Below are 22170 nucleotides of genomic sequence, written 5' to 3' on the forward strand. Positions count from 1 at the left end.
GAGAGCTCCGTGTGTTGTCCGTGCGGGGTGTGCCGGGGTGCGCCGAGCCCGTCCCACGCGGTCCGGGCGGCGCGGGCGACGTCGTCCGCGGTGAGGCCGGACTCCTCCAGCACCTCGCCGCGCGTGCCGTGCGCGAAGAACTTCTGGGCGAGGCCCACCTGCCGTACCGGTACGTGGACGGAGGCGTCCTCCAGCGCCTGGGCGACGGCCGTACCGACGCCCCCGACGCGGCCGTTGTCCTCGACGGTGACCACCAGGCGGTGGCGGCGGGCCAGTGCGGGCAGGCCGTCCGGCACGGGCTTCACCCAGCACGGGTCGACGACGGTGGCGCGCAGGCCCGCCCGGTCCAACAGCCCGGCGGCCGCGAGGCACACCTCGGCCATCGGGCCGACCGAGACGATCAGGACGTCGGCGTCGTCCCCCTCCGGGCGGGCCAGGACGTCCAGGCCGTGCTCGACGGCGACGGCCTCCCGGTCGGCGGCGACCACGCCCTTCGGGAAGCGGACGACGGTCGGCGCGTCGTCGACGGCGACCGCCTCCCGCAGCAGCCGCCGCAGCCGGGCCCCGTCGCGCGGCACGGCGATGCGCAGGCCCGGTACGACCTGGAGGAGCGACAGGTCCCACATGCCGTTGTGGCTGGGCCCGTCGCTGCCGGTGGCGCCGGCCCGGTCGAGGACGAACGTGACGCCGCACCGGTGCAGCGCCACGTCCAGCAGCACCTGGTCGAAGGCGCGGTTGAGGAACGTCGCGTACACGGCGACGACCGGGTGCGTCCCGCCCAGGGCCAGCCCGGCCGCGGACGTGACGGCGTGCTGCTCGGCGATGCCCACGTCGAAGATCCGGTCCGGGTACGCCTCCGCGAACGCGGCGAGCCCGACCGGCCGGAGCATCGCCGCGGTGATCGCGACGACGTCGGGCCGCTCCGCGCCGACCTTCACGACCTCCTCGGAGAAGACGGAGGTCCAGGACTCGGCGCGGGGTTTGGCCAGGGCCGCCGCCGCGTCCACGGCGTGGAACCGGTCGGCCTCGTGCTCCTCGGCCGGCCGGTGGCCGCGGCCCTTCTCCGTGATGCAGTGCACGATGACGGGGCTGCCGAACCCCTTGGCGTGGCGCAGGGCCGCCTCGACGGCCCCGACGTCGTGTCCGTCGACCGGACCGACGTACTTCAGCCCCAGGTCCTCGAAGAGGCACTGCGGGGCGACCAGGTCCTTCAGGCCCTTCTTCACGCCGTGCAGGGCCGTGTAGAGCGGCCGGCCGACGACGGGGGTCCGCTCCAGCCCCTCCTTGCCCCACTCCAGGACCCGCTCGTACCGCTGCGAGGTGCGCAGCGCCGTGAGGTGGTCGGCGAGGCCGCCGCGGGTCCTGGCGTACGAGCGGCCGTTGTCGTTGACGACGATGACGAGCGGGAAGTCCTTGATCAGGGCGATGTTGTTGAGTGCCTCCCAGGCCATGCCGCCGGTGAGGGCGCCGTCGCCGATGACGGCGACGACGCTGCGGTCGGTCTCGCCGCGCAGCCGGTACGCCTTGGCGAGGCCGTCCGCGTACGACAGGGCCGTGGAGGCGTGGGAGTTCTCGATGACGTCGTGCCGGGACTCCTCCTGGGAGGGGTAGCCGGACAGGCCGCCGCGGCTGCGGAGGCGGCTGAAGTCCCGCCGCCCGGTCAGCAGCTTGTGGACGTACGCCTGGTGGCCCGTGTCCCACAGCAGCCGGTCGTCCGGGGAGCGGAACACGCGGTGGAGGGCGATCGTCAGCTCGACGACCCCGAGGTTGGGGCCGAGGTGGCCGCCCGTGCGGGACACCTGGGTGACGAGGAAGTCGCGTATCTCCGCCGCCAGGTCGGGGAGCCGCTCGGGCGGGAGGGCCCGGACGTCGGCGGGCCCGTCGATCGCGGCGAGCAGGGGGTGCGCGCCGGCGGAGCCGTCGCCGGTCACCACGGGGGGCGTCTGCCGGGGGTCGCGGAAGTCGGTCACGGATCCGCCCCCCCCTACCGGTCCCGGAAGGCGACGCCGCGGGCCATGGCGCGCAGTTCGCCGCGCCAACCCCCGTCGAGGGGCGCCTCGACCAGCGCTTCGCAGCCCTTCTGCACGAGCTGCCCGATGTGCTCCTCGACGTCGTCGCGGACGCCGTTGTCGACGAGCAGGGCGCGCAGCGCCTCCGGGCCGTACGACGGATCGAGGAACAGCTCGCGGACGCGCGGGTCGCGTTCCATGGCGAGTCCCATCAGGAGGGTCATCTTGTGCCGGTCGAAGTCGAGGCCGGCGGGCTTGCCGCTGGCCTCGCCGGTGCCGAACGCGTCCATGAGGTCGTCGCGCAGCTGGAACGCCTCGCCGACGGCGATCCCGTACTCCTGGAACGGCGCGGCCAGGTCGGTCCGGCCGGCGAGCCGGGCGCCGACGGCGAGGGGCCGGTGGATCGTGTAGTGGCCGGACTTGGCGACGGCGATCCAGCGGGCGAGCTGCGGGTCGGCGGAGAACTCGGCGGCGGCGAGGACGTCCATGTACTGGCCGATGATCAGCTCGGCGCGCAGCTCGCTCCACAGGTCGCGGACGGTCGCCGGGGCGTCGGCCATGATCTGGTCGGAGTAGATCAGGGCGAGGTCGCCGGCGAGGATCGCGACGTTCTCCCCGTACCGCTCCGGGTCGCCCTGCCAGCCGCGCCGCCGGTGCACGCCGGTGTGGTGGACGTGGGCGGTGGGCTCGCCGCGCCGCCGGTCGGACCCGTCCATGACGTCGTCGTGGATGAGCGCGCAGGCGTGCAGGACCTCCAGGGCGGCGGCGGCGGACACGACGCCGTCGTACCCCTCCGGTCCGCCGCCGCCCGCGAGGTAGCCGGCGACGCAGAACGCGGGCCGCAGCCGCTTGCCGCCGGACTCGACGAGCCGCGCTATCGCCTCGACGGGCGTGCCGGCGCGGGGATCGACCCGGTTCCAGGCGGCGGTTTCGGCGGAGAGGAAGCCGCGGAGGCGGCGCTCCGTGGCGGCCATGAGGTGGTCGAAGGCGGCGCGCTGGGCGGTGGAGAGCCTGGAGTCGGCCTGTTCGACGGGCGCGTTGGCGGTCATGTGGCACTCCTGTCGGTGGGTTCTGCGGGTGAGGCGGCGGCCCCTGCGGGCCGCCGGCCCGTGCGGCGTCCCTCGGCGAGCTGCTGGGGGACGGAGAAGTGGACGTCCTCGACGGAGGTGCGCTCCACGGTGATGTCCCGGAAGCCGAGGTCGCCGAGGGTGTCGAGGAGCTGGGTGACCAGGACCTCGGGCACGCTGGCGCCGGAGCTGACGCCGACCGTGGAGACGCCGTCGAGCCACGTCCCGTCCAGGTGCGTCGTGTCGGGGACGAGGTGCGCGGCGGTGCCGGCCTGGCGGGCCACGTCGACCATGCGCAGGGAGTTGCTGGAGTTGCGCGAGCCGACGACGAGGACGAGGTCGCACTGGGCGGCGAGCGACTTGACGCCGTTCTGCCGGTTCTGGCTGGCGTAGCAGATCGTGTCGCCGCGCGGGCCGACGAGGTCGGTGAAGCGGGCCTTGAGCGCCTCGACGATGTCGGCGGTCTCGTCCATGGAGAGGGTCGTCTGCGTCAGGTAGGCGACGGGCGTGTCGTCGGCCAGCGGGAGCCGGGCGACGTCCTCGACGGTCTCCACGACGATGGTCCGCCGCGGTGCCTCGCCGCGGGTGCCCTCGGTCTCCTCGTGGTCGGCATGGCCGATGAGCAGCAGGATCCGCTCGTCGCGGGTCACGCGGCGGGCGTGCTGGTGGACGCGGGAGACGAGCGGGCACGTCGCGTCGATGACGTCGAGGCCGCGCCCGGCCGCGTTGGAGCGGACCTCGGGCGAGACGCCGTGCGCGGAGAAGACGCAGACGCTGCCGGGCGGCACCTCCTCCTCCGTGTCGACGAACACGGCCCCCTTGGCTTCGAGGGACCGTACGACGTGGTGGTTGTGGACGATCTGCTTGCGCACGTAGACGGGCGGGCCGTGGATCTCCAGCGCCCGCTCGACCATGTCGATGGCGCGGACGACGCCCGCGCAGAAGCCGCGCGGTTCGGCGAGAATGACCTTCTTCATCACTGTCCTTCGTCCGGAGCGCCGCCACCGGGCCGGGCGCTCGCGTGGTGGCGCGTCAGCACGCGGTCCACGAGGGCCGCGGACGCGCCGAGGTAGGCCGCCGGGTCGAGCAGGTCGCGGACCTCCGCCGCGGTGACGTCGTCCGGCCAGCCCGGGTCCGCCAGGAGTACGTCGGTGAACGGCGCGCCGGTCTCGGCGGCGCGGACGGCCGCCCGGCCCAGCAGCTCCTTCGCCGGGCCCCTGCCGAGGCGGGGTGCGAGGTGGGCGTTCAGCCGCTCGGAGGCGATCGCGCCGCCCGTGAGGTGGAGGTTGCGCCGCACGGCGTCGGGGTGGACGCGCAGCCCCTCGGCCAGTTCGCGGGCCGTCTCGGCGAGGCCGGCGGCGGTGCGCAGGGCTTCGCGGAGCGGCTGCCACTCGGCGTGCCACGCGCCGGGCGCCCGTTCGTCCTCGGCGAGGAGGCACTGGTGGACGGTGGCGGCGAGGCCGGGGAGCTGCCGGGCGGCGGAGACGACCATGGCGGCCAGGACGGGGTTGCGCTTCTGCGGCATCGCGGACGACAGGCCGCGCCCGTCGGCGGCCGGTTCGGTCACCTCCGCGACCTCGGTGCGGGACAGGGTCTGCACGTCCAGGGCGAACTTGCCGACCGCGCCGCCGACGTACGCCGCGGTCGCCGCGATGTCCGCGACGGGGGTGCGCAGCGCGTGCCAGGGGACGTCGGGGGTGCCGAGCCCCAGTTCGGCGGCGAACCCGTCGAGCAGCCGCAGGCCGTGCCGGGCACCGGGGTCCGCGCCGGGCCCGGGTCCGGTACCGGGGTCCGCGCCGGGCCCGGGGCCGTCCGCGCCCGGGGAGCCCGCGCCCGGCGGGCCCGCGGCCAGGGCGGCGTACTCCTCGTACGAGGCGAGGGTGCCCGCCGCGCCGCCCAGCTGCACCACCAGGCGCCGCCCGGCGAGCCAGCGGACCCGGTCCAGGGCGTCGAGGGCCAGGCTCAGCCACCCGGCCGCCTTCAGCCCGAACGTGACGGGCACGGCGTGCAGGGCCAGGGTGCGCCCGGCCGCCGGGGTCAGCCGGTGGCGTTCGGCCAGCGCGGCCAGGGCGCGGCAGGTGCCCAGCAGGTCGTCCTCCAGGACGCGGCAGACGCGCGCGGTGAGCACGGCGGTCGCCGTGTCGAGGACGTCCTGGCTGGTGCCGCCGCGGTGGACGTACTCGGCGGCGGCCGGGTCCTCCTCGGCGACCAGGGCGGTGAACTGCCGCACCAGCTCGACCACCGGGTTGGCGGAGCCGCGCGCGGCCCGCGCCAGCCGCACGACGTCCAGGCGCTCGGCGCGGGCGGCGGCCGTGATCGGGCCGAGCGCGGCGGCGGGCACGGTGCCGAGCCGGACCTGCGCGCGCGTGAGGGCGACCTCCGTGTCGAGCATGGCCCGCAGCCACGCCTCGTCGGTGAGCAGCGCCGCGCCGCGCGTACCGGCCCAGACCGGGGCCAGCAGGCCGGCGTCGGTGCCGGCCTCGTCGTGGTTCACGATCGTGCGCTCCCTTCGGGTCCTCGGTGTGCGGGGCCGTCCGGTACGAGGGCGAGCGCCGCGCGGGCGATGGCGTCGGCGTCGCCGAGGACGACGGAGTCGACGCCGGGCCGCGCGGTGGCGGCGGTCGCCCAGTGGACGGCCTCGGTCGGCACGCCGTACGCGAACCGCCGCGGGTGCGGCCGTCCGTCGGCCCGTACGACGCGGTACGGGCGTGCGGTGACGTCCAGGCCGCCCGTCTCGTACGGGCCGGAGGGGCCCGGTATGCGGTGCGGGCGGGCCTGGCCGGTGCCCAGGAGGTGCCGGACGAGCGGGTCGGTGGTGCGGCGCACGTCGGTGTCGGGGAGCCGCGCCTCGATCAGCGCGGGCGCCCTGACCGTGGAGCCGTCGACGCCGTGGGCGCCGGCCAGGAACGCGGGCCGCTCCGGGTCGGTCCCGACCCAGGTGCCCGGGCCGAGGGGCCGTACGACGTCCGCCTCGACGAGGGCGGCGAGCTCCGCGACGCGCCGGGCGGGCGGGCCGATCGACAGGTAGGCGTTGAGCGGCGTGTACCAGCCCTGGAGGTCCGCGCGGTACGAGTCGCCGGTCAGGCCGCGGTGGTCGACGATCTGCCGGACCTCGTTGCGGATGTCCCGCAGCACGTCCAGGGCGGCCTTCAGGGGGCTGCCGACGTTGCCGCCGCGGGCCTCGGCGTGGTCCTCGCGGAGCCGCGCGAGGAACCACTCGCGGTACGCGGCGGGGCCGGGGAAGCGGCGTCCGCCGTGCGGGGGGCCGATCGCGTCCCAGTCCCACGCCTCCTCGGCCGCGATGCCGAACTCGGCGAGGACCTTGCCGGTCTCCTCCGGCGCGGCCGCCGCGTAACCGCGGAGGAACGCGTCGGGGTCCGCGCCGGTGCGGCGGGCGGCCAGGGTGGCGTAGTAGACGCCCTCCACCTCGCGGGCGACCAGCGGCCACACGTCGTCCCGGAACGACAGCGGCGCCCCGGCCGCGGCACGGGCCCGCAGACCGGCGACGACCCGCGGCGTCAGGACGCGCGGCTCGTGGCGTCCGGCGACGCCCTTCTGGTTCTCGCCGCGCGCCTGGTACGGCAGGCCGCGCCGCGACCCGGCGTGGATCACCGGCTCGCGGCCCGACGCCGCGTACACGAGCCGCCCGGCGCGCTCCTCGAAGCGGCCGCCGCGGCCGGCGGTGAGCAGGGTCAGGTGGTCGACGGCGTTGAGGCCGAGGCCGCGCAGCACGACCGGCTCGCCCGGCCGTACGCCCGACAGGTCGGCCTCGGCGGGCGACGCGGGCGGCACGTACGTGAGGCCGTGCCGCTGCGCGAACGCGGCGAACCGCGCCTCCTCCTCCCCCGCCGTCACGTCGAGGTGCCCCTGGGCGAGGACGACGGCGGCGAGCCCGCCGAGGCGGGTCCCGTCGTCCAGGGTGACCGTCTGGGTGCCGTCGGCGGCGTCGTCGACGCGGACGGCGCGCGCGGTGTGGACGCGGACGTTCAGGCGGGGGCCCGCGGCCCCGGCCAGGTGGCGCAGCGCCCACGCCAGGTAGTGCCCGTGGAAGGCGCGGGTCGGGTACGTGTCGGGGCCCAGGCGCGCCGCCTCGTCCCGGGCCTCGGGCGGGACCCGGACCGTCCCGCCGGCCTCGCCGCCCCCGGCGATCCGGCGGGCCCACTCGTGGAGCGTCGGGCCGGTCGCGACGGGGCCCGCGCAGTCGACGCTCGGGTCGGGGAACACGGTCACCTGCGACGCGACCGTGTTCATCAGCAGGTGCCGGGACTGCCGGGTGTCCCACACCCGGCCGCCCCGGCCCGCGTACGGGTCGACCACGTGGACGGCCACCGGGCCGCCGCGCGGCACCGGCGCGTTCGCCACCAGCCGTTCCACCACGCACACGCCCCGTGGCCCGGCCCCCACCACACAGATGCCGGCGGAGTTCTGTCCCACGCTCAGAACTCGCTGATTTCCTCGTCGACCTTGATGCCGACGTGCCGGCCCGGCTCGGTGACGCGGCCCAGCAGCCGGGTGCCCGGGACGACCTCGGTGAGGTTGAGCGGCTTGCCCTCGGCGCTCATCACGCGCACGTGCCAGTCGTCCTGGAGGAAGACGTTGACGGTCACGTCCTCGTAGCGGGCCTCGACGAGCCGCAGCGGCCGCAGCTCGACCTTGACGCGGCCGACCATCGCCTCGCGGAACCGGCCGCTCGGGTTGACGGCGTAGCACTTCTCACCGGCCGCGAGGTCGGTGATGTACGCGGTCGTGTCGGTGCCGAAGACGTACGAGTGGACGGCGCCGGCGTTGACGCGGAACGGCCGCAGGTTCATGTACGGCAGGTAGTGCACCTCGGCGCAGACGAGGATGCCGCCCGACGAGGTCGAGCCGATGACCATGCCCTCGTCCTCGTCGAACAGGTGCGTCGTGTCGATGCAGCCGCGGTAGCCCATGCCGACCGGTTCGGAGCGGACGACCTCCAGCGGGACGAGGTCGAGCTGCGCGTACCGCTCCGTGCGCAGGACGGCGCTGACCTTGGCGAGGTCCGCGAGGTGGCCGGCGCCGACGACGAGCCCGGCGGGGCCGCTCTCCAGGACGCCGGCGACGCTCGCGGTCTCGGCACTGGTCAGCAGCTCCTTGTAGACCTGCGTACGGGTGCCCTGGGCGCGGGCGAGGAGCAGTTCCAGCGGGATGTTCGTCTCGTCCGCGAAGGCGGCGACGAGGACGTGGACGGAGCCGCACAGGGCCGCCGCCTCGTTCATCGTGTCGCCGTCGACGATCTCGCAGCGCACGCCGACCGGCCGGCTGCCGGCGGCGGCGCGCACCGCGTCGAGCTCCTTCGGGGAGGGCGCGACGAGCACGTCGACCCGCGCGTCGTCGAGGCGGACGGCCTCCTCTCCGGTCACGAGGCACGCGACGGTGATCCGGGCCAGCGGCTCCCAGCCGTCGAGCTGGCCGGGGCGGACCAGGACGCCGTTGGCGTCGGAGGACCGGACGTGCGCGAGGGCCGCCTCCGTGGCGTCGCCCTTGAGCCGGGTGACGTCGGCCCAGAGTGTGGTGTCCATCTGTGCTTCTCCTTGGGTGAGGGCGGGTGAGCGGACGGAGGGGGTGCGGCGGGGCTCAGCGGCCGGGCAGGAAGCGGCGCTCCCAGGCCGTCAGCGGCGGTGCGGCGAGCGGCTCCCCGCGCGGGCCGAGCGCGGTGTGGACCAGCGCGGACGGCCGGGCGAGGGTGGTGAACGGCCGGGCCAGCGTGAACGAGTCGATCAGCGCGGCGGAGACGGCCGGGTTGCGGGTCGCCACCCTGACGGACCGGTCGACGAAGCGCCGTTGGAGGCGCAGCGCGCCGCCGGGGCGGGGCCCGACCGCGTCCGGGTAGAGCACGTCCTGGGTGGTGGCGATGACCCAGGCGTCCTGCGCCGCGCGGCCGATCCCGCGCTGTGCGCGGACCGCCGCGTCCGGGACGGGGCCGTACCGGCGCAGCACCTCGTCGAGGACGACGGCGCAGCGGGCGGCGACGGACATGCCGTGCCCGTAGACGGGGTTGAAGGTGGTGGCCGCGTCGCCCGTGACGACGAGGCCCGCGGGCCAGGACGGCAGCCTGTCGAAGCGGCGGCGCCGGTTCGCGGAGCTGCGCGAGCCGCGGATCGGTCCCAGCGGTTCGGCGGCCTCGATCAGGTCGGCGACGAGCGGGTGGCGGACGGCGTGCCGGACGAAGCGCGCGTACCCCTCCTCGTCCGTGGGCGGTTCCCCGCCGCGGGTGCCGCCGAGGGTCACCATCCAGCGGCCCTCCTCGATGGGCAGCAGCGCCGCCCCGCAGCCGGGGCGGCCGGTGCCGGGCGCGGCGAGGACGTTGACCATCGGGAAGCCCTGCTCGGCGCCGGCCGGGGCGCGGAAGACGCGGGTGGCGTACGCCTGCCCGGAGTCGACGACCTCCTCCTCGACCTCGGGCAGGCCCAGCGCGGCGAGCCACCGGGGCGCGTGCGAGCCCCGGCCGGTGGCGTCGACGACGAAGCCGGCCTCCAGCTCGTGCTCGCCGCCGGTGTCGCGGTCGCGGAGGCGGACGCCGGTGACGGCGCCCGGCCCCCCGAGCAGGCCGACGGCCTCGGACCGCTCGGTGACGGTGATCCGCCCGTTCTTGAACGCCTGCTGGCGGACGGTCCAGTCGAGGAGGGCGCGGCTGCACGAGTAGGCGTACCGCCGCCCCGGGAACCGCTCCAGCCAGCCCTGCGGGCTGAGCATCACCACCCCGTCGGGCATGCCGTGCCGGTGGGCGCCGGCGGCGACGAGCTGGCCGGTGACGCCGGGCAGGACGCGTTCCATGGCGCGGGCGCCGCCGTCCATGAGGACGTGGGTGTGCCGGGCCTGGGGGACGCCGGTGCGCGGTTCGGGGCCCTCCGGGTACCGGTCGCGTTCGACGACGACGACCTCGGGCACGTGCCGGGCGAGGGCGGCGGCGGCCAGGACGCCGGCGAGGCCGCCGCCCAGCACCACGGCCCGCCGGGCGGCGGTCACCGCGCGGCCTCCGCCCCGGTGGCCGGACGGTCCGCGGCTGCCTCCGCCCCGGTGGCCGCGCGGTCCGCCGGGGTGTCCGGTCCGGCGGGCGCCGCGGGCGCCGACGCGGGCGCCGCCTCGTACGGGTCGGGTACGGGCGGCCGGTTGAACGCCCACGGCGAGTGGCCCTCGGCGCGGATGCGGCGGTGCAGCATCCGGATGTAGATGATGTCCAGGACGTGGATCGTCGGGAAGAGGACGAAGAACAGGTAGTGCCCGGGGAACTCGATGTACACGGTGATCCCGGCGAACAGCGACCCGATCGCCTTGGCGACCGCGATGTGCATCGACTGGCCCGCCGACGAGCCGCGGTTGTGCAGCATGTAGATGAACGCGGCGCTGAGCGGGATGTTGATGACGGTGCCCGTGTACACCCCGGGGATGTCGCCCAGTTCGTTCGTGCCCACCACGACCATCAGCGACGCCCAGACGAACATGCCGACGAACGCGGCCCTGAATTGACGTTTCGTCAGCTTCGGGAAGTCCTTCCAGCCCCACTTCAGGGTCTGGTAGATGATCAGCGAGTTGAACAGCGCCCAGTAGAAGTTGGTGTGCCGCTGGGTCGTGTCCTGGTCGAGGACGATCGACAGGTTGAACTCCCAGGCGAAGTTGACCGCCACCAGCAGCGGGGGGATGCCGACGCGCTTGTCCTTCAGCCCCCGGTGGATGGCGAACGCGTACGCCGCGAGCCAACCGACCGCCGCCGGTCCCATGCACATCCAGTACAGCCACCGCTCCCGGTGGACCTCCGGGATGGTGATGGGCGCCGGATCCGACATGGGGATCAGGGCGTCGGGAAGAAACTCGATCACTGGTTCCTCTTTCGGTCGACACGTCGGGGGGCGCCGGGGCGCCGCCGCCGGCTCACGTCCACTTGCCCGTCCCCAGGACCTCTCCGGTGCCGAGGACCATCTCCCGCAGCTCCAGCCTCCGGACCTTCCAGGTGGCCGTCCGCGGCACCTCGTCCCACGGGACGAGCCGGGGTTCGCCGAGCGGCGGCAGCCCGGCCGTGGCGCGGGCCCACTCGGCCGGGTCCAGGTGGTTGTCGCGCATGCACAGCACGGGCACCGGCGGCCCGCCGGGCACGCCGAGCACCGTCACCTCGGACGCCTTCGGCAGGCGGTCGAGGAGGGTGCTCTCCAGTTCTATGCAGCTCATGCCGGGCAGTACGTCGACCTCCCGGTCGAGCATGCGGATCCGGCCGAACCGGCCGCGCTCGCCGAGGTCACCGCTGTTCCACCAGCCGTCGACGAGCTTCGCCCGGTACCGGTCGTCCTCCCCCAGGTACGTCAGGCAGCGCGCCTTCCCCGCGACCATCAGCAGGCCGGGCTCGCCGCGTCCGAGCCGCCGGCCGCTCTGCGGGTCGACGACCTTCACCCGGACCAGCGGCGGGTAGCCGACGTTGGTGGTGTCGCGCTGGGCGCCCTCCCAGCGGCGGGCCTGGCGCCGCGTGAAGACGTTCATGGAGATGCCGGCGATCTCCGACTGCCCGAGGCCCGTCGCCCACACCGGGAAGCGGCTCCTCGACACGTTCAGGAAGGTCCGTACGGTACGCGGGTGCACCGCGTCGAAGGTGCTGTTGAACCGCCGTACGCGCGCGAAGAGCTCGGGTCTGCGGTCGGCCAGCTCCTCCCAGTGCTGGAACATGTTCGGCAGCGCTTCCAGCGAGGTGGGCCGGTGCGCGGCCAGCATCCTCTCGACCGTGTCGAGCCCCGGGTCGGAGAGGGTGACGACCCGCTTCGGCGCCAGGCTGAACTGCGCCGACGTCCACGAGACGAGCCGGTTGTGGACGAACGAGAAGCACCCGGCGACCACGTCGCGGCGGCTCGACGTGACCATCGGCAGCCTCTTGGACTCCAACTGGAACGGGAAGGTCCCCAGGGACGTGCTCGCCGCGTGCACCACCAGCTTGGGCACGCCGGTCGTGCCCGACGTGTGGGTGACGATCATCGGCTCGTCGTCGCGCCGGGGCCGTGCGGGCGCGGCCGGCCCGCCGCGCAGGGACTCCAGGGGCACCGTCCCGTCGGGCGGTTCGGCTCCGGCCGCCTCCCCGGCGACCAGGACGCGGACCCCGGGGCCGGTGAGGCGCACGCCGTCCTTGGCGGCCCGCTCCAGCACCTCCGGGGAGGTGAGCACCGCGCGCGGGGCGGCCCGTTCGATCATGACGCGCAGGTGGTCGGGGCGGACCACCGGGGACATCAGGACGGGCAGGACGCCGATCCGGGCGGCCGCCCCGGCCAGCAGCACCGTGTCGAAGTGGTTCCGCTTGACCAGCGCCAGGGTGTCGCCGGCGCGCAGGCCCGCGGCGTACAGCCAGTCGCCGGCCTCGCGCACCAGCGCGGCGAGCGCGATCCCGTCGTACACGGTGCCCCGCTCGGGGGCGATGTCGAACGGCCGGTCCAGGTGGATCTCCGTCTGGTGCTCCTTGCCCGCGTGCCAGTCGAAGAGCAGACCGAAGTTGATGGGTTTGCGCGAAGGCGTTGCCATCCGTCGTGGTTCCTTTCTGGTCCGGTACGCCGGGGGGTACGGGCGTGCGGGTGGGGCGGCGCACCGGGGTCCGTTCCGGGTCGGGACGCCGGGGTGGTCCAGGCGCCGGGGGGCTCCGGACGCCGGGTGCTTCGTACGCCGGGGGGCTCCGGAAGCCGGGGGGCTTCGGACGCTTCGTACGCCGAGGAGCTTCGGGCGCCGGGGCTCGGGGGCTCGGGGGCTCAGCCCTCGCCGTGGACGACGGCCCGCAGCTCGGCGGTGGCGCGTACGGGGTCGGGGGCGCCGAACATGCGGCGGCCGACGCACAGTCCGGCGACGCCGGCGCCCATCGCGGCCTTCGCGGACTCGCAGAACGCCTCCCACGTGCCCTCGTTCTGCCCGCCCGCCAGGACGACCGGCACGGGCACGGTCGCGGCGAGCTCCGCCACGTACCTGTCACCGGGGTGGGCGGCCTTGACGATGTCGGCGCCCAGCTCGGCGGCGACGCGGGCGGCGTGCAGGACGGCGGGGCCGGTGTCGCGCGCGTCGGTCCGCACGTACGTCATGACCAGCAGCGGGACGCCGAGCCGGTCGCAGGTGGCGGCCAGCGAACCGAGGTCGGCGAGGGCCTGCCGGTCCTCGGCGGAGCCGCCGCCGAGGGTGATGTGCGCGGAGAGCGCGTCGGCGCCGAGCGCGAGGGCGGCCTCCGGGTCGCAGACGCGGGTCTTCAGCTCGGAGCCGGGGCTCAGGGCCGTGTTGCCGGAGAGGTGCACGACGAGGGCGGTGCCGCGCTGCGCCGGCATGGAGCGGGCGGCGGAGCCGCGGTGGGTGACCACCCCGTCGGCACCACCCGCCACGGCCGCGCCCATGACCGCGCCCAGGTCCGACAGTCCGCTGGCGGCACCGAGGGTCAGGGAGTGGTCCACGGCGATGAGCAGGGTCTTGCCGTCCTCCTCGAAGAGCCGGCGCAGTCGACGTTCTTTTCCAGTCACCATCTTGTGCTCCTTCAACTCCTCAGGGGTCGCACATGCGAGACGCCCGGCCGGGGGTCCCGGCCGGGCGTCGGTGGTGCGGTGGCGTGGTGGTGCGGTGGCGTGGGGGTGCGGCTCAGGTGCGCACGCTGACCTCGGGGTCCTTCGGGGCCGCCGCCCCGTCCCGCGGGGCGGGCGGCGTACCGGACTCCTCGCGCAGCCCGAACCGGTCGTGCAGGCGGCGCATCGGGCCGGGGGCCCACCAGTTGGCGTCGCCGAGCAGCTTCATGAAGGCCGGCAGCAGGGCGCCGCGGACGATGAGGGCGTCCATGAGGATGGCCAGCGGGATGCCGACGCCGAACGCCTTCATGTAACCGATCTTGGAGGTGACCCACACGGCGCAGACCAGGGAGATCATCACGGCCGCGTACGTCACCACGCGTCCCGTGCGGGCCAGGGCGTCGGCGACGGCCGTCGCGTTGTCCTTGCCCCTGTCGTGCTCCTCCTTGATCCGGGACATGATGAACACCTGGTAGTCCATGGACAGTCCGAAGGCCATCGCGAAGAGGATGACCGGCACCGTCCAGATCGTGGCCCCGGTCGCGGTGAAGTCACCGACGAGCCACTTCAGGTGCCCGTCCTGGAAGATGTAGACGAGCACGCCGAACGTCGCCGTGAGGCTGAGCAGCGTGAGCGCGATCGCCTTGATGGGCAGCAGCACACTGCCCGTCAGCAGGAACAGCAGCACGAACATGCTGGCCGCGAGGAGGCCGATGGCCAGCGGCAACGCGTCGGTGAGCTTGTCGAACGTGTCGACCGACGTCGCGGACGGGCCGCCGACGAGCACCTTCCCGTACGGCGCGGGAAGGGCGCGCACGTCCCGCACCAACTGCTCGCTCGGCGCCGCGAGGGCGTCCTTCTCCGGGATGACCAGCAGGTAGCTGCTGGTCTCGCCGGTGAACTGGGTGGACGCGGCGGTCGGCGGGCCGACGCGGCGGCCGTCCTGGTAGCTGCCGGCGGGGCCGTCGACGCGCTCGGCGTGGGGCAGCGTCGAGAGCTTCGCGGCGTACGCGCCGAGCGCCTCGGTCCGGTCGGCGGCGGGCGCGTCGCCCTCGACGACCACCTTGAGCGCCTGGGCCTGCTTGGTGCTGAACTCCTCGTTGACGATCTTCGCCACGCGCGCGGAGCCCGCGGAGGGCGGCAGGACCTGCTCGTCCTGGAGGCGCAGCTTCATGTCGAGGGCGGGCAGTCCGAGCAGGACGAGGAAGCCGAGGACGAGGACGCTGACGAGCGCGGGCCGCTTCATGACGCGGTACGACTGGCGGCGCCAGAACTCGCTCTCGGCGGAGATCTCCCGGACGCGGCCCTTCATGAACGGCAGGTGCAGCGTGTCCACGCGCTTGCCGAACATGCCGATCATCGCCGGCACCAGGGTGATCGCGGCCAGGGCGGCGAACACGGTCGTGCCGATGCCGCCGAGCGCCATCGACGCGAAGAACGGGAACGGCACGGCGAACAGGGCGCTGAGGGTGACGACGACGCAGACGGCGGAGAAGACGACCGTGCGGCCGGCCGTGTTCAGCGTGTTGCGCAGCGCGGTCTCCCGGTCCACGCCCCGACCGTGCTCCTCGCGGAAGCGGCTGACGATGAGGAGGCTGTAGTCGATCGCCAGGCCGAGGCCGACGAACGTCGCCGTGTTGAGGACGAAGTTCGACAGGTCCATCGCGAAGGTGAGCAGCCAGAACAGGCCCATGCTCAACGTGATGCAGACGATGGCGACGCTCAGCGGCAGCAGGGCGGTGACCAGGCTGCCGAAGACGATGACGAGGAGGGCGAGCACGATCGGGAAGACGAGCGCCTCGGCCAGCGCCGCGTCGTCGGCGGCCTGGGTGAGGTTCTCGTTCCACATCTGCTCCTCGCCGCCGAGGGTGACGTGGAGCCCTCCGACCTCGCCGGAGTACTCGTCCGCGAGCTCCTTCACCCGCTTCTGCCGCGCGTCGAAGTCGCCCTCGACGCGGCCGACGATCAGCGCCTTGTGGCCGTCCTCGCTCTTGAGGGCGGCCTGGCGGCCCGCGGCCCAGTACGACGTCACGTCGCCGACGCCGCTCTCGGCGGCGAACCGGTCGGTGAGGCGCGCCCCGGCCTCCGCGACCTCCGCGTGGTCGACGCCGCGCTCGTCGTCGACGAGCAGGACCAGGTTGGGCTCGCTGTTCTCGTACTGCGTCTGGAGGATGGTCGCGGCCTTGTCCGACTCCGACCCCGGGACCTGCCATCCGCCGTTCGTCAGGCGCCCCATCAGTCCGGCGGCCGCCGCGCCGGCGACGATGACCGCCACGAGCGCTGTGACCAGCACCAGGCGGTGGCGCCGGAGGGCGAATCCGGCGAGCTTCCCAAGCATGACTTCCCCTCACAAAGCTGTCGGTTGCGTTCACGAGCGGTCGCCACGTCAGGCGGCCACGCCGGTACGACCGGCGGAGCCGGGAGAATGTGACACCGAGTGGCGGGGCCGATTCGGCGGAGGACGGGCGCGAGGGCCGGAGAAGCGTTCGCGGGCTGTTTCCGGGCACGGCGAACGTGGGGAAAGCGTGACACAGGCGCCCCCCGCCGCCCCACCCCCCTCAGATGTGATCCGCGCCACATCGCGCCACACCGCACGTCGGGACGTCGGACGTACGGCGTCGGGCGTGCGGCGTCAGGTCGGGGCGGGGCGGGGCGGCGAGCGGACCGGGGACGGCCGGGCCCGGGGTTTTCCACAGGCTCGGCGGGATGTCGGCGGGGCGGAGCATGATGGACGGCATGACTGAGCCGACCGACGTGCCCCCGACCGTGCCCGCAGCTTCCCCCCGTTCCGCCGAACCGTCCGCGCCCGCGGGCCGCGACTGGTCGTCCCTGCCCGACTGGGAGAAGCGGTTCCGCGCGCCGCGGGTCTCCCTGCCCGAGTGGGCGCTGGACGCGCCGGACCGGGCGCTGTTCGTGTCGAACGCGACGGGGACGTACGAGCTGTACGCCTGGGACCGGGAAACGGGCCGGCAGCGGCAGGTCACGGACCGGCCGAACGGCACGACGGACGGGGTGCTGACGCCGGACGGCGAGTGGATCTGGTGGTTCGCGGACACGGACGGCGACGAGTTCGGGGTGTGGATGCGGCAGCCGTTCGGGGGCGGCGCGGACGAGCCGGCGGTGCCCGGGCTGGCCCCCTCGTACCCGGCGGGCCTCGCCCTCGGCCGGGACGGCACGGCGGTCGTCGGCCGGTCCACGGAGGAGGAGGGCACCACCGTCCACGTCGTCCGGCCGGGCGGGGAGCCGGTGGAGATCTACCGGCACCGCGAGTCGGCCGGGGTGGGGGACCTGTCGCACGACGGGACGCTCGTGGCGGTCGAGCACACCGAGCACGGCGACGCGATGCACGCGGCGCTGCGGGTGGTGCGGCTGGACGGCGCGCTGGTGGCGGAGCTGGACGACACGAAGGGCGGCACGAAGGACCTGGGCCTGGCGGTGATGGGCTTCGCCCCGGTCGACGGCGACCCGCGGCTCCTGGTGGGGCACCAGCGGCGCGGCCGGTGGGAGCCGATGATCTGGGACGTCGGGTCGGGCCGGGAGACGGACCTGGACCTGGAGCTACCGGGGGACGTGAGCGCCGAGTGGTACCCGGACGGGTCGGGGCTCCTGATCGCCCACAGCTTCGAGGCGCGCAGCGAGCTGTGGCGGTACGACATCGCGTCGCGGCGCCTGTCGCGGGTGGACACGCCGCCCGGTTCGGTGTCGGGCGCGACGGCCCGCCCGGACGGAACGGTGGAGTACCTGTGGTCGTCGGCGGCGGTGCCGCCCGTGGTGCGGTCGACGACCGGCGCGGTCGTCCTCGACCCGCCCGGCCCGCAGGCGCCGCCCTCGGTGCCGGTGGAGGACGTGTGGGTGGAGGGCCCCGGCGGCCGGGTCCACGCGCTGGTGCAGCGCCCGGCGGGGGCGACGGGCCCGCTGCCGACCGTGTTCGACCTCCACGGCGGCCCGGCCTGGCACTACAGCGACACGTTCTCGGCGGCGCCCGCCGCGTGGGTGGACCACGGGTACGCGGTGGTGCGGGTGAACTACCGCGGCTCCACCGGGTACGGGCGCGAGTGGACGGACGCGCTGCGGCACCGGGTGGGGCTGATCGAACTGGAGGACGTCGCGGCCGTCCGCGAGTGGGCGGTGTCGTCGGGCCTCGCCGACCCGGAGCGGCTGGTGCTGACGGGCGGCTCGTGGGGCGGCTACCTGACGCTGCTGGGGCTGGGGACGCAACCGGACGTGTGGGCGGTGGGCATCGCGGACGTGCCGGTCGCGGACTACGTGGCGGCCTACCAGGACCAGATGGAGGCGCTGCGTCCGCTGGACCGGACCCTGTTCGGCGGCTCCCCGGAGGAGGTGCCCGACCGGTTCCGCGCCTCGTCCCCGATCACGTACGTGGACCGGGTGCGGGCACCGGTGTACATCGCGGCGGGCGTCAACGACCCGCGCTGCCCGATCCGGCAGGTCGAGAACTACGTGGAGCGGCTCGCGGCGCGCGGCGCGGTGCACGAGGTGTACCGGTACGACGCGGGGCACGGCTCGCTGGTGGTGGAGGAGCGGATCAAGCAGTTGCGGCAGGAGCTGGAGTTCGCCGCGCGACACGTGCCCGCCGCGGCCGGGCCCCGGCCGGACGGGAGGTGACCGCGTTCCGTACCGTGGAGGGGTGTACCGGTTCCTGACGACACCCCGCTGGTGGGGGATCAACGTCTTCGTGCTGCTCGCGATCCCGTTCTGCCTGTTCATGGGGGTATGGCAGCTCGGCAGGTTCGAGGACCGCGTCGACTCGCACCGGGAGGCGGAGCAGCGGCCCGCCGCCCGGGCGGCGGAGGCGGCGGCGCCGCTGACGGAGCTGCTGCCGGTCGACAAGGAGACGTCGGGCCGCCAGGCGACGGCGAGCGGCCGGTACGGGAAGCAGTTCCTCGTCCCCGGCCGTGAGCTGGACGGCAGGACCGGGTCGTACGTGCTGACGCTGCTGCACACGCCGGAGGGCAAGGCCCTGCCGGTGGTGCGGGGCTGGTTGCCGAAGGGGGCCGCCGCCCCGGCGCCGCCGTCCGGCGAGGTGACCGTGACCGGAGCGCTCCAGGCGTCGGAGCACGCCGGGAGCGGCGGCGCCCACACGGCGGGCGGCCTGCCGTCGGGCCAGTTGGGCATCATCAGCGCGGCGTCGCTGGTCAACCTGGTGCCGGACGACGTCTACGACGCGTGGGTGACGCTCAAGGACTCCCCCGCCGGCCTGACCCCCGTCCCGGCGACCGCGGCGGTGGGCACGGGCCTGGACCTGAAGGCGTTCCAGAACCTCGGCTACACGGGCGAGTGGTTCGCCTTCGCGGGCTTCGTCCTGTTCATGTGGTTCCGCCTGTTCCGCCGGGAGGCGGAGGCGGAACGGGACCGTGCCCTGGGCCTCGATCCGGAGGCCCCGGGCGTCGGCTGAGACCGGTCCCCCGCCCGCCCCGGCCCCACCGGGCGGGTGCGGCGGGCTGCCGCTCCCACCCCTGCGGCTCGTCCGGCGGGTCTGCCGCTCCCACCCCTGCGGCTCGTGCAGCCGGGGCTCGGCAGACTGCTCCCCCCCACCCGCGCGGCTCGCCCAGCAGGCTGCCGCTCCCGCCCGTACGGCCCGTGCGACGGGTCTGCCGCTCCCACCTGTACGGCTCGTGCAGCAGGCTGCTGCTCCCGCCTGTACGGCCCGTGCGACGAGCTGGCTGCTACCTGCTCGTGCGGCTCGCGCAGCCGGGGCCCGGCGGGCTGCTACTCGCCGCCCGTACGGCCCGTGCGACCGGGGGCCGGCGGGGTCACTCCCCACCCGCGCGGCTCGCCCGGCACGCACTGCCACTCCCACCCGTACGCCTCGTGCGGCGCACTGCATTCCCCGCCCGTGCGGCTCGTGCGGGCGGGGAGTGGCGGGGTCACTGCACCGGGAGGAGGCCGGTGCGGTAGATGGTGCCGGCGCAGGCGTGGGGGATGGTGGCCGCCGCCTGGGGGCCGCCCGCGCCGGGGGTGTGCGTCACGGTGACACTGCCGTCCGCGACGCCCTCCTCGCGCTTGAGCTGCGGTTCGACCGCCGCCGTGCCGGTGTCCGCGACGCCCTCCGCCGTGCCGGTGGCCGTGTCGCCCGTGGCCGGCGGGGGTTCCTCGCTGGGGGTGGACGGCGTGGGCTCGGGCGGTTGGCCTTCGCCGCCCCCGTCGCCCCCGTCGCCTCCGCTGCCGCTACCGCCGCTGTCGCCGTTACCGTCTCCGCCTCCGCCGTTGACCGGGCAGGTCTCGCTCGGCACCCAGGCGAACCTCACCTCGTACGCCCCGGACGGCTTCAGCACCAGGCTGCCCACCGCCGTGGACGGGTCGGGCAGACCGGACGCCGCGCCTCCACCCGTGTGCCTGATGACGCTGATGCGCCCCGGGTCGGCCGCGCCGCTCGTGGCGAAGCCGACCGTGCCGGCGGTGTCGACGGCGCAGTCCCCGGAGGAGATGTTGGTGATGCGGAACGTGCCGTAGACCGTGCCGTCCCCGCCGGGGGCGCCCGCGTCGGCGACGCTCACCCCGAGCTGGCCCGCCCCGCACGCCGGGAGCGCGGCCGGGGCGGAGGTCGTGAGGTCGGGTGTGCCGTCCGCGCCGGCGGAGGCGCTGGTACCGGCGGTCGGCGGGGTCCGGGTCGGGTCGGTGCTGTCCTTGCCGGCACCCAGCTCGCCGGAGGGGCTGCCGGCGGCCCGCTCGCCGGCGGGGCCGCCGGTCTCGTCGCCGGTGCCGCCCTGGACCTGTGAGCCGTGTCCGGCGTTGACGGGGTTGGCGTCGGAGGCGCCGTCGGAGGCGGCGACGTGCACGAACGCGGGCACGCCGGTGCCGAGCAGGATCACCGCGGCAGCCGCGCCGACCAGTGCCTGCCGCTTCCGTGCCCGCCGCGCGGGCACGGCCCGCCGGAGGTGGTCGAGCGCGCCCGTGGACGGCTCCAGCCCCTCCACGGCCCCGTGCAGCAGCCGCCGCAGCGCCAGCTCGTCCCCACCGAGCCCGTCGCCCCCGAGGTCGAGGACCCCCCCGAGCCCACCGGTCGCGTCCCCGGGATCACCGTCCTGAGAACCGCCGTCCCCGGCGGTGTTACCCCGGGTGGTGCCTCCCCCGGCGGTGCCGCTCTGAGAGATGCCGTCCCGGACGGCGCCGTCCCCGGCGGTGCCGCTCTGAGAGATGCCCTCCCGGACGGCGCCGTCCCCGGCGGTGCCGCCCTGGGAGATGTCGCCCTGGGGGGCATCGCCCCCGGCGGTGCCGTCCCGGGTGGTGCTGTTCTGAGGGGTGTCTCCCCGGACGATGTCGTCTTGGGGGAGGTCGTCCCGGGTGGTGCCGTCCCGGACGGCGCCGTCCCCGGCCGTGCGGCCCTGGACGGTGTCGTCCCCGGTGATGTCGTCGCGGGCCGTGTCGTCGCCGGTGGTCGTGGGTGCCTCGGTCGCCTCGGGGGTCCCGGCCGTGTCGTCCCGGCCGGGGGCGGATCGGGCGGGGGCGTCCTGCGACCGGGTGGGTTCGGCGGGGTCCGGGGCCGAGGGGGTGTCCCCGGGGGTCGGGGTGCCGGGGGTCGAGGTGCCGGGGGTTTCGGGGGTGTTCACTGCGTTGTTTCCAGTCCGGTCGTTCGACGGCCCGTCCGGCCCGTTGTGCTCGTGGCTCTCCGCGCGGCCGCTCATGCCTTCGCTCCCATGGAGACGCGCAGCGCGGCTATGCCGCGGGAGCCGTACGCCTTCACCGACCCGAGCGATATGCCCAGGGTCTCGGCGACCTGCGCCTCCGTCATGTCCGCGAAGTACCGCAGGACCAGCACCTCCCGCTGGCGGCGCTGCAGCCCGCGCATCGCCTTGATCAGCGCGTCGCGTTCCAGCTGGTCGTACGCGCCCTCCTCCGCGCTCGCCATGTCCGGCATCGGCTTGGAGAGCAGCTTCAGCCCGAGTATGCGGCGGCGCAGGGCGGACCGGGAGAGGTTCACGACGGTCTGGCGGAGGTACGCCAGGGTCTTCTCCGGGTCCCGGACCCGCTTGCGGGCGGAGTGGACGCGTATGAACGCCTCCTGCACGACGTCCTCGCAGGAGGCCGTGTCGTCGAGGAGCAGCGCGGCGAGACCGAGCAACGACCGGTAGTGGGCGCGGTAGGTCTCGGTGAGATGGTCGACCGTGGTGCCCGACGTCATCGTCTCGTCGGCGCCGTCACGCGGGAACGGCACGCGGGCGCGGCGCGTGGCGGGCATGGGCGCGATCACCGGCATGCCACCCCCGCGCCGACGGTCGCGCGGGGGCCGCTGAGGCGGCCGCAGGAGCGGGAGGACCGCCGCGCCGCCGCGCGGTGGTGCCGCCGGTGTGATGTCGAGTACCTCTGCCACGCCTGTTGGACACCTTGCCCCCCGTCAGGGTTGTACGCGCACGTCGCCGTAACTGACGGTGCGTCGTTCGCCCTCATGCGTATCCGCTCTCCCGTTTGCCCCGTTCGTGCGGCAGCACCTGGGGCGACCGCGGAGACGCTCTCCGCCGGCCACCGGTTGCGGCAGGGGGGCGGGAGCATCGTCGAACATGCCATCGCCCCAGTTCAAGCGGCACCGGCCGAAGACTTTCACACAGG

At 75.0% G+C, this 22170-nt stretch carries 15 protein-coding genes; 2 read left to right on the forward strand and 13 right to left on the reverse strand.

All coding sequences use genetic code 11. The annotated features are described in order from the left end of the window. The 11 genes from dxs to RND61_RS10480 all read right to left on the reverse strand — a co-directional run. Window positions 1-1931, reverse strand: a 1931-nt coding sequence (dxs, locus tag RND61_RS10430) for a 1-deoxy-D-xylulose-5-phosphate synthase (protein ID WP_449343277.1), incomplete at its 3' end; no start/stop codon positions are given. Between the two features lie 53 nt (window positions 1932-1984). Further along, entirely contained in the window at window positions 1985-3058 is a 1074-nt protein-coding gene (locus tag RND61_RS10435; protein WP_315877570.1) for a polyprenyl synthetase family protein, read from the reverse strand. After that, window positions 3055-4053 (reverse strand): 4-hydroxy-3-methylbut-2-enyl diphosphate reductase, encoded by a 999-nt coding sequence (gene ispH, locus RND61_RS10440; protein WP_315877571.1) that lies wholly within the window; start codon window positions 4051-4053, stop codon window positions 3055-3057. The genes RND61_RS10435 and ispH overlap by 4 nt, the downstream gene beginning before the upstream one ends. After that, a complete protein-coding gene (locus tag RND61_RS10445) occupies window positions 4053-5570 on the reverse strand; it encodes a class-II fumarase/aspartase family protein (RefSeq protein WP_315877572.1) in 1518 nt (505 codons plus the stop codon). The genes ispH and RND61_RS10445 overlap by 1 nt, the downstream gene beginning before the upstream one ends. Continuing rightward, window positions 5567-7510 (reverse strand): FAD/NAD(P)-binding protein, encoded by a 1944-nt coding sequence (locus tag RND61_RS10450; RefSeq protein ID WP_315877573.1) that lies wholly within the window; start codon window positions 7508-7510, stop codon window positions 5567-5569. Before RND61_RS10450 ends, RND61_RS10445 begins: the two co-directional genes overlap by 4 nt. Window positions 7511-7512: 2 nt before the next feature. Further along, on the reverse strand, window positions 7513-8619 hold the full coding sequence (locus RND61_RS10455; protein ID WP_315877574.1) for a 3-dehydroquinate synthase II: 1107 nt from the start codon (window positions 8617-8619) through the stop codon (window positions 7513-7515). Between the two features lie 55 nt (window positions 8620-8674). Next, on the reverse strand, window positions 8675-10066 hold the full coding sequence (locus tag RND61_RS10460; RefSeq protein WP_315877575.1) for an NAD(P)/FAD-dependent oxidoreductase: 1392 nt from the start codon (window positions 10064-10066) through the stop codon (window positions 8675-8677). After that, entirely contained in the window at window positions 10063-10917 is an 855-nt protein-coding gene (locus RND61_RS10465) for a transmembrane-type terpene cyclase (RefSeq protein WP_315877576.1), read from the reverse strand. Before RND61_RS10465 ends, RND61_RS10460 begins: the two co-directional genes overlap by 4 nt. Window positions 10918-10969: 52 nt before the next feature. After that, entirely contained in the window at window positions 10970-12592 is a 1623-nt protein-coding gene (locus RND61_RS10470) for a class I adenylate-forming enzyme family protein (protein WP_315877577.1), read from the reverse strand. Between the two features lie 221 nt (window positions 12593-12813). Next, on the reverse strand, window positions 12814-13566 hold the full coding sequence (locus tag RND61_RS10475) for a hypothetical protein (RefSeq protein ID WP_315877578.1): 753 nt from the start codon (window positions 13564-13566) through the stop codon (window positions 12814-12816). A 112-nt stretch (window positions 13567-13678) separates the two neighbouring features. Next, on the reverse strand, window positions 13679-15940 hold the full coding sequence (locus RND61_RS10480; protein WP_315877579.1) for an MMPL family transporter: 2262 nt from the start codon (window positions 15938-15940) through the stop codon (window positions 13679-13681). 389 nt (window positions 15941-16329) lie between these two features. Here RND61_RS10480 and RND61_RS10485 point away from each other — a divergent pair, with 389 nt between their 5' ends. Next, entirely contained in the window at window positions 16330-18228 is a 1899-nt protein-coding gene (locus tag RND61_RS10485; RefSeq protein ID WP_315877580.1) for a S9 family peptidase, read from the forward strand. A gap of 22 nt (window positions 18229-18250) precedes the next feature. Next, a complete protein-coding gene (locus tag RND61_RS10490; protein WP_315877581.1) occupies window positions 18251-19018 on the forward strand; it encodes an SURF1 family protein in 768 nt (255 codons plus the stop codon). A gap of 472 nt (window positions 19019-19490) precedes the next feature. Here the strand turns inward: RND61_RS10490 and RND61_RS10495 are convergent, their stop codons facing one another. Together RND61_RS10495 and RND61_RS10500 are read right to left on the reverse strand one after the other, a co-directional pair. Beyond that, window positions 19491-21248: a hypothetical protein gene (locus RND61_RS10495; protein WP_315877582.1), complete on the reverse strand. Its 1758-nt coding sequence runs from the start codon at window positions 21246-21248 to the stop codon at window positions 19491-19493. Then, a complete protein-coding gene (locus RND61_RS10500) occupies window positions 21245-21934 on the reverse strand; it encodes a SigE family RNA polymerase sigma factor (RefSeq protein WP_315877583.1) in 690 nt (229 codons plus the stop codon). The genes RND61_RS10495 and RND61_RS10500 overlap by 4 nt, the downstream gene beginning before the upstream one ends. Between the last annotated feature and the right edge of the window lie 236 nt (window positions 21935-22170).

The organism is Streptomyces tamarix, assembly GCF_032423885.1.
Taxonomy (GTDB): Bacteria; Actinomycetota; Actinomycetes; order Streptomycetales; family Streptomycetaceae; genus Streptomyces; species Streptomyces tamarix.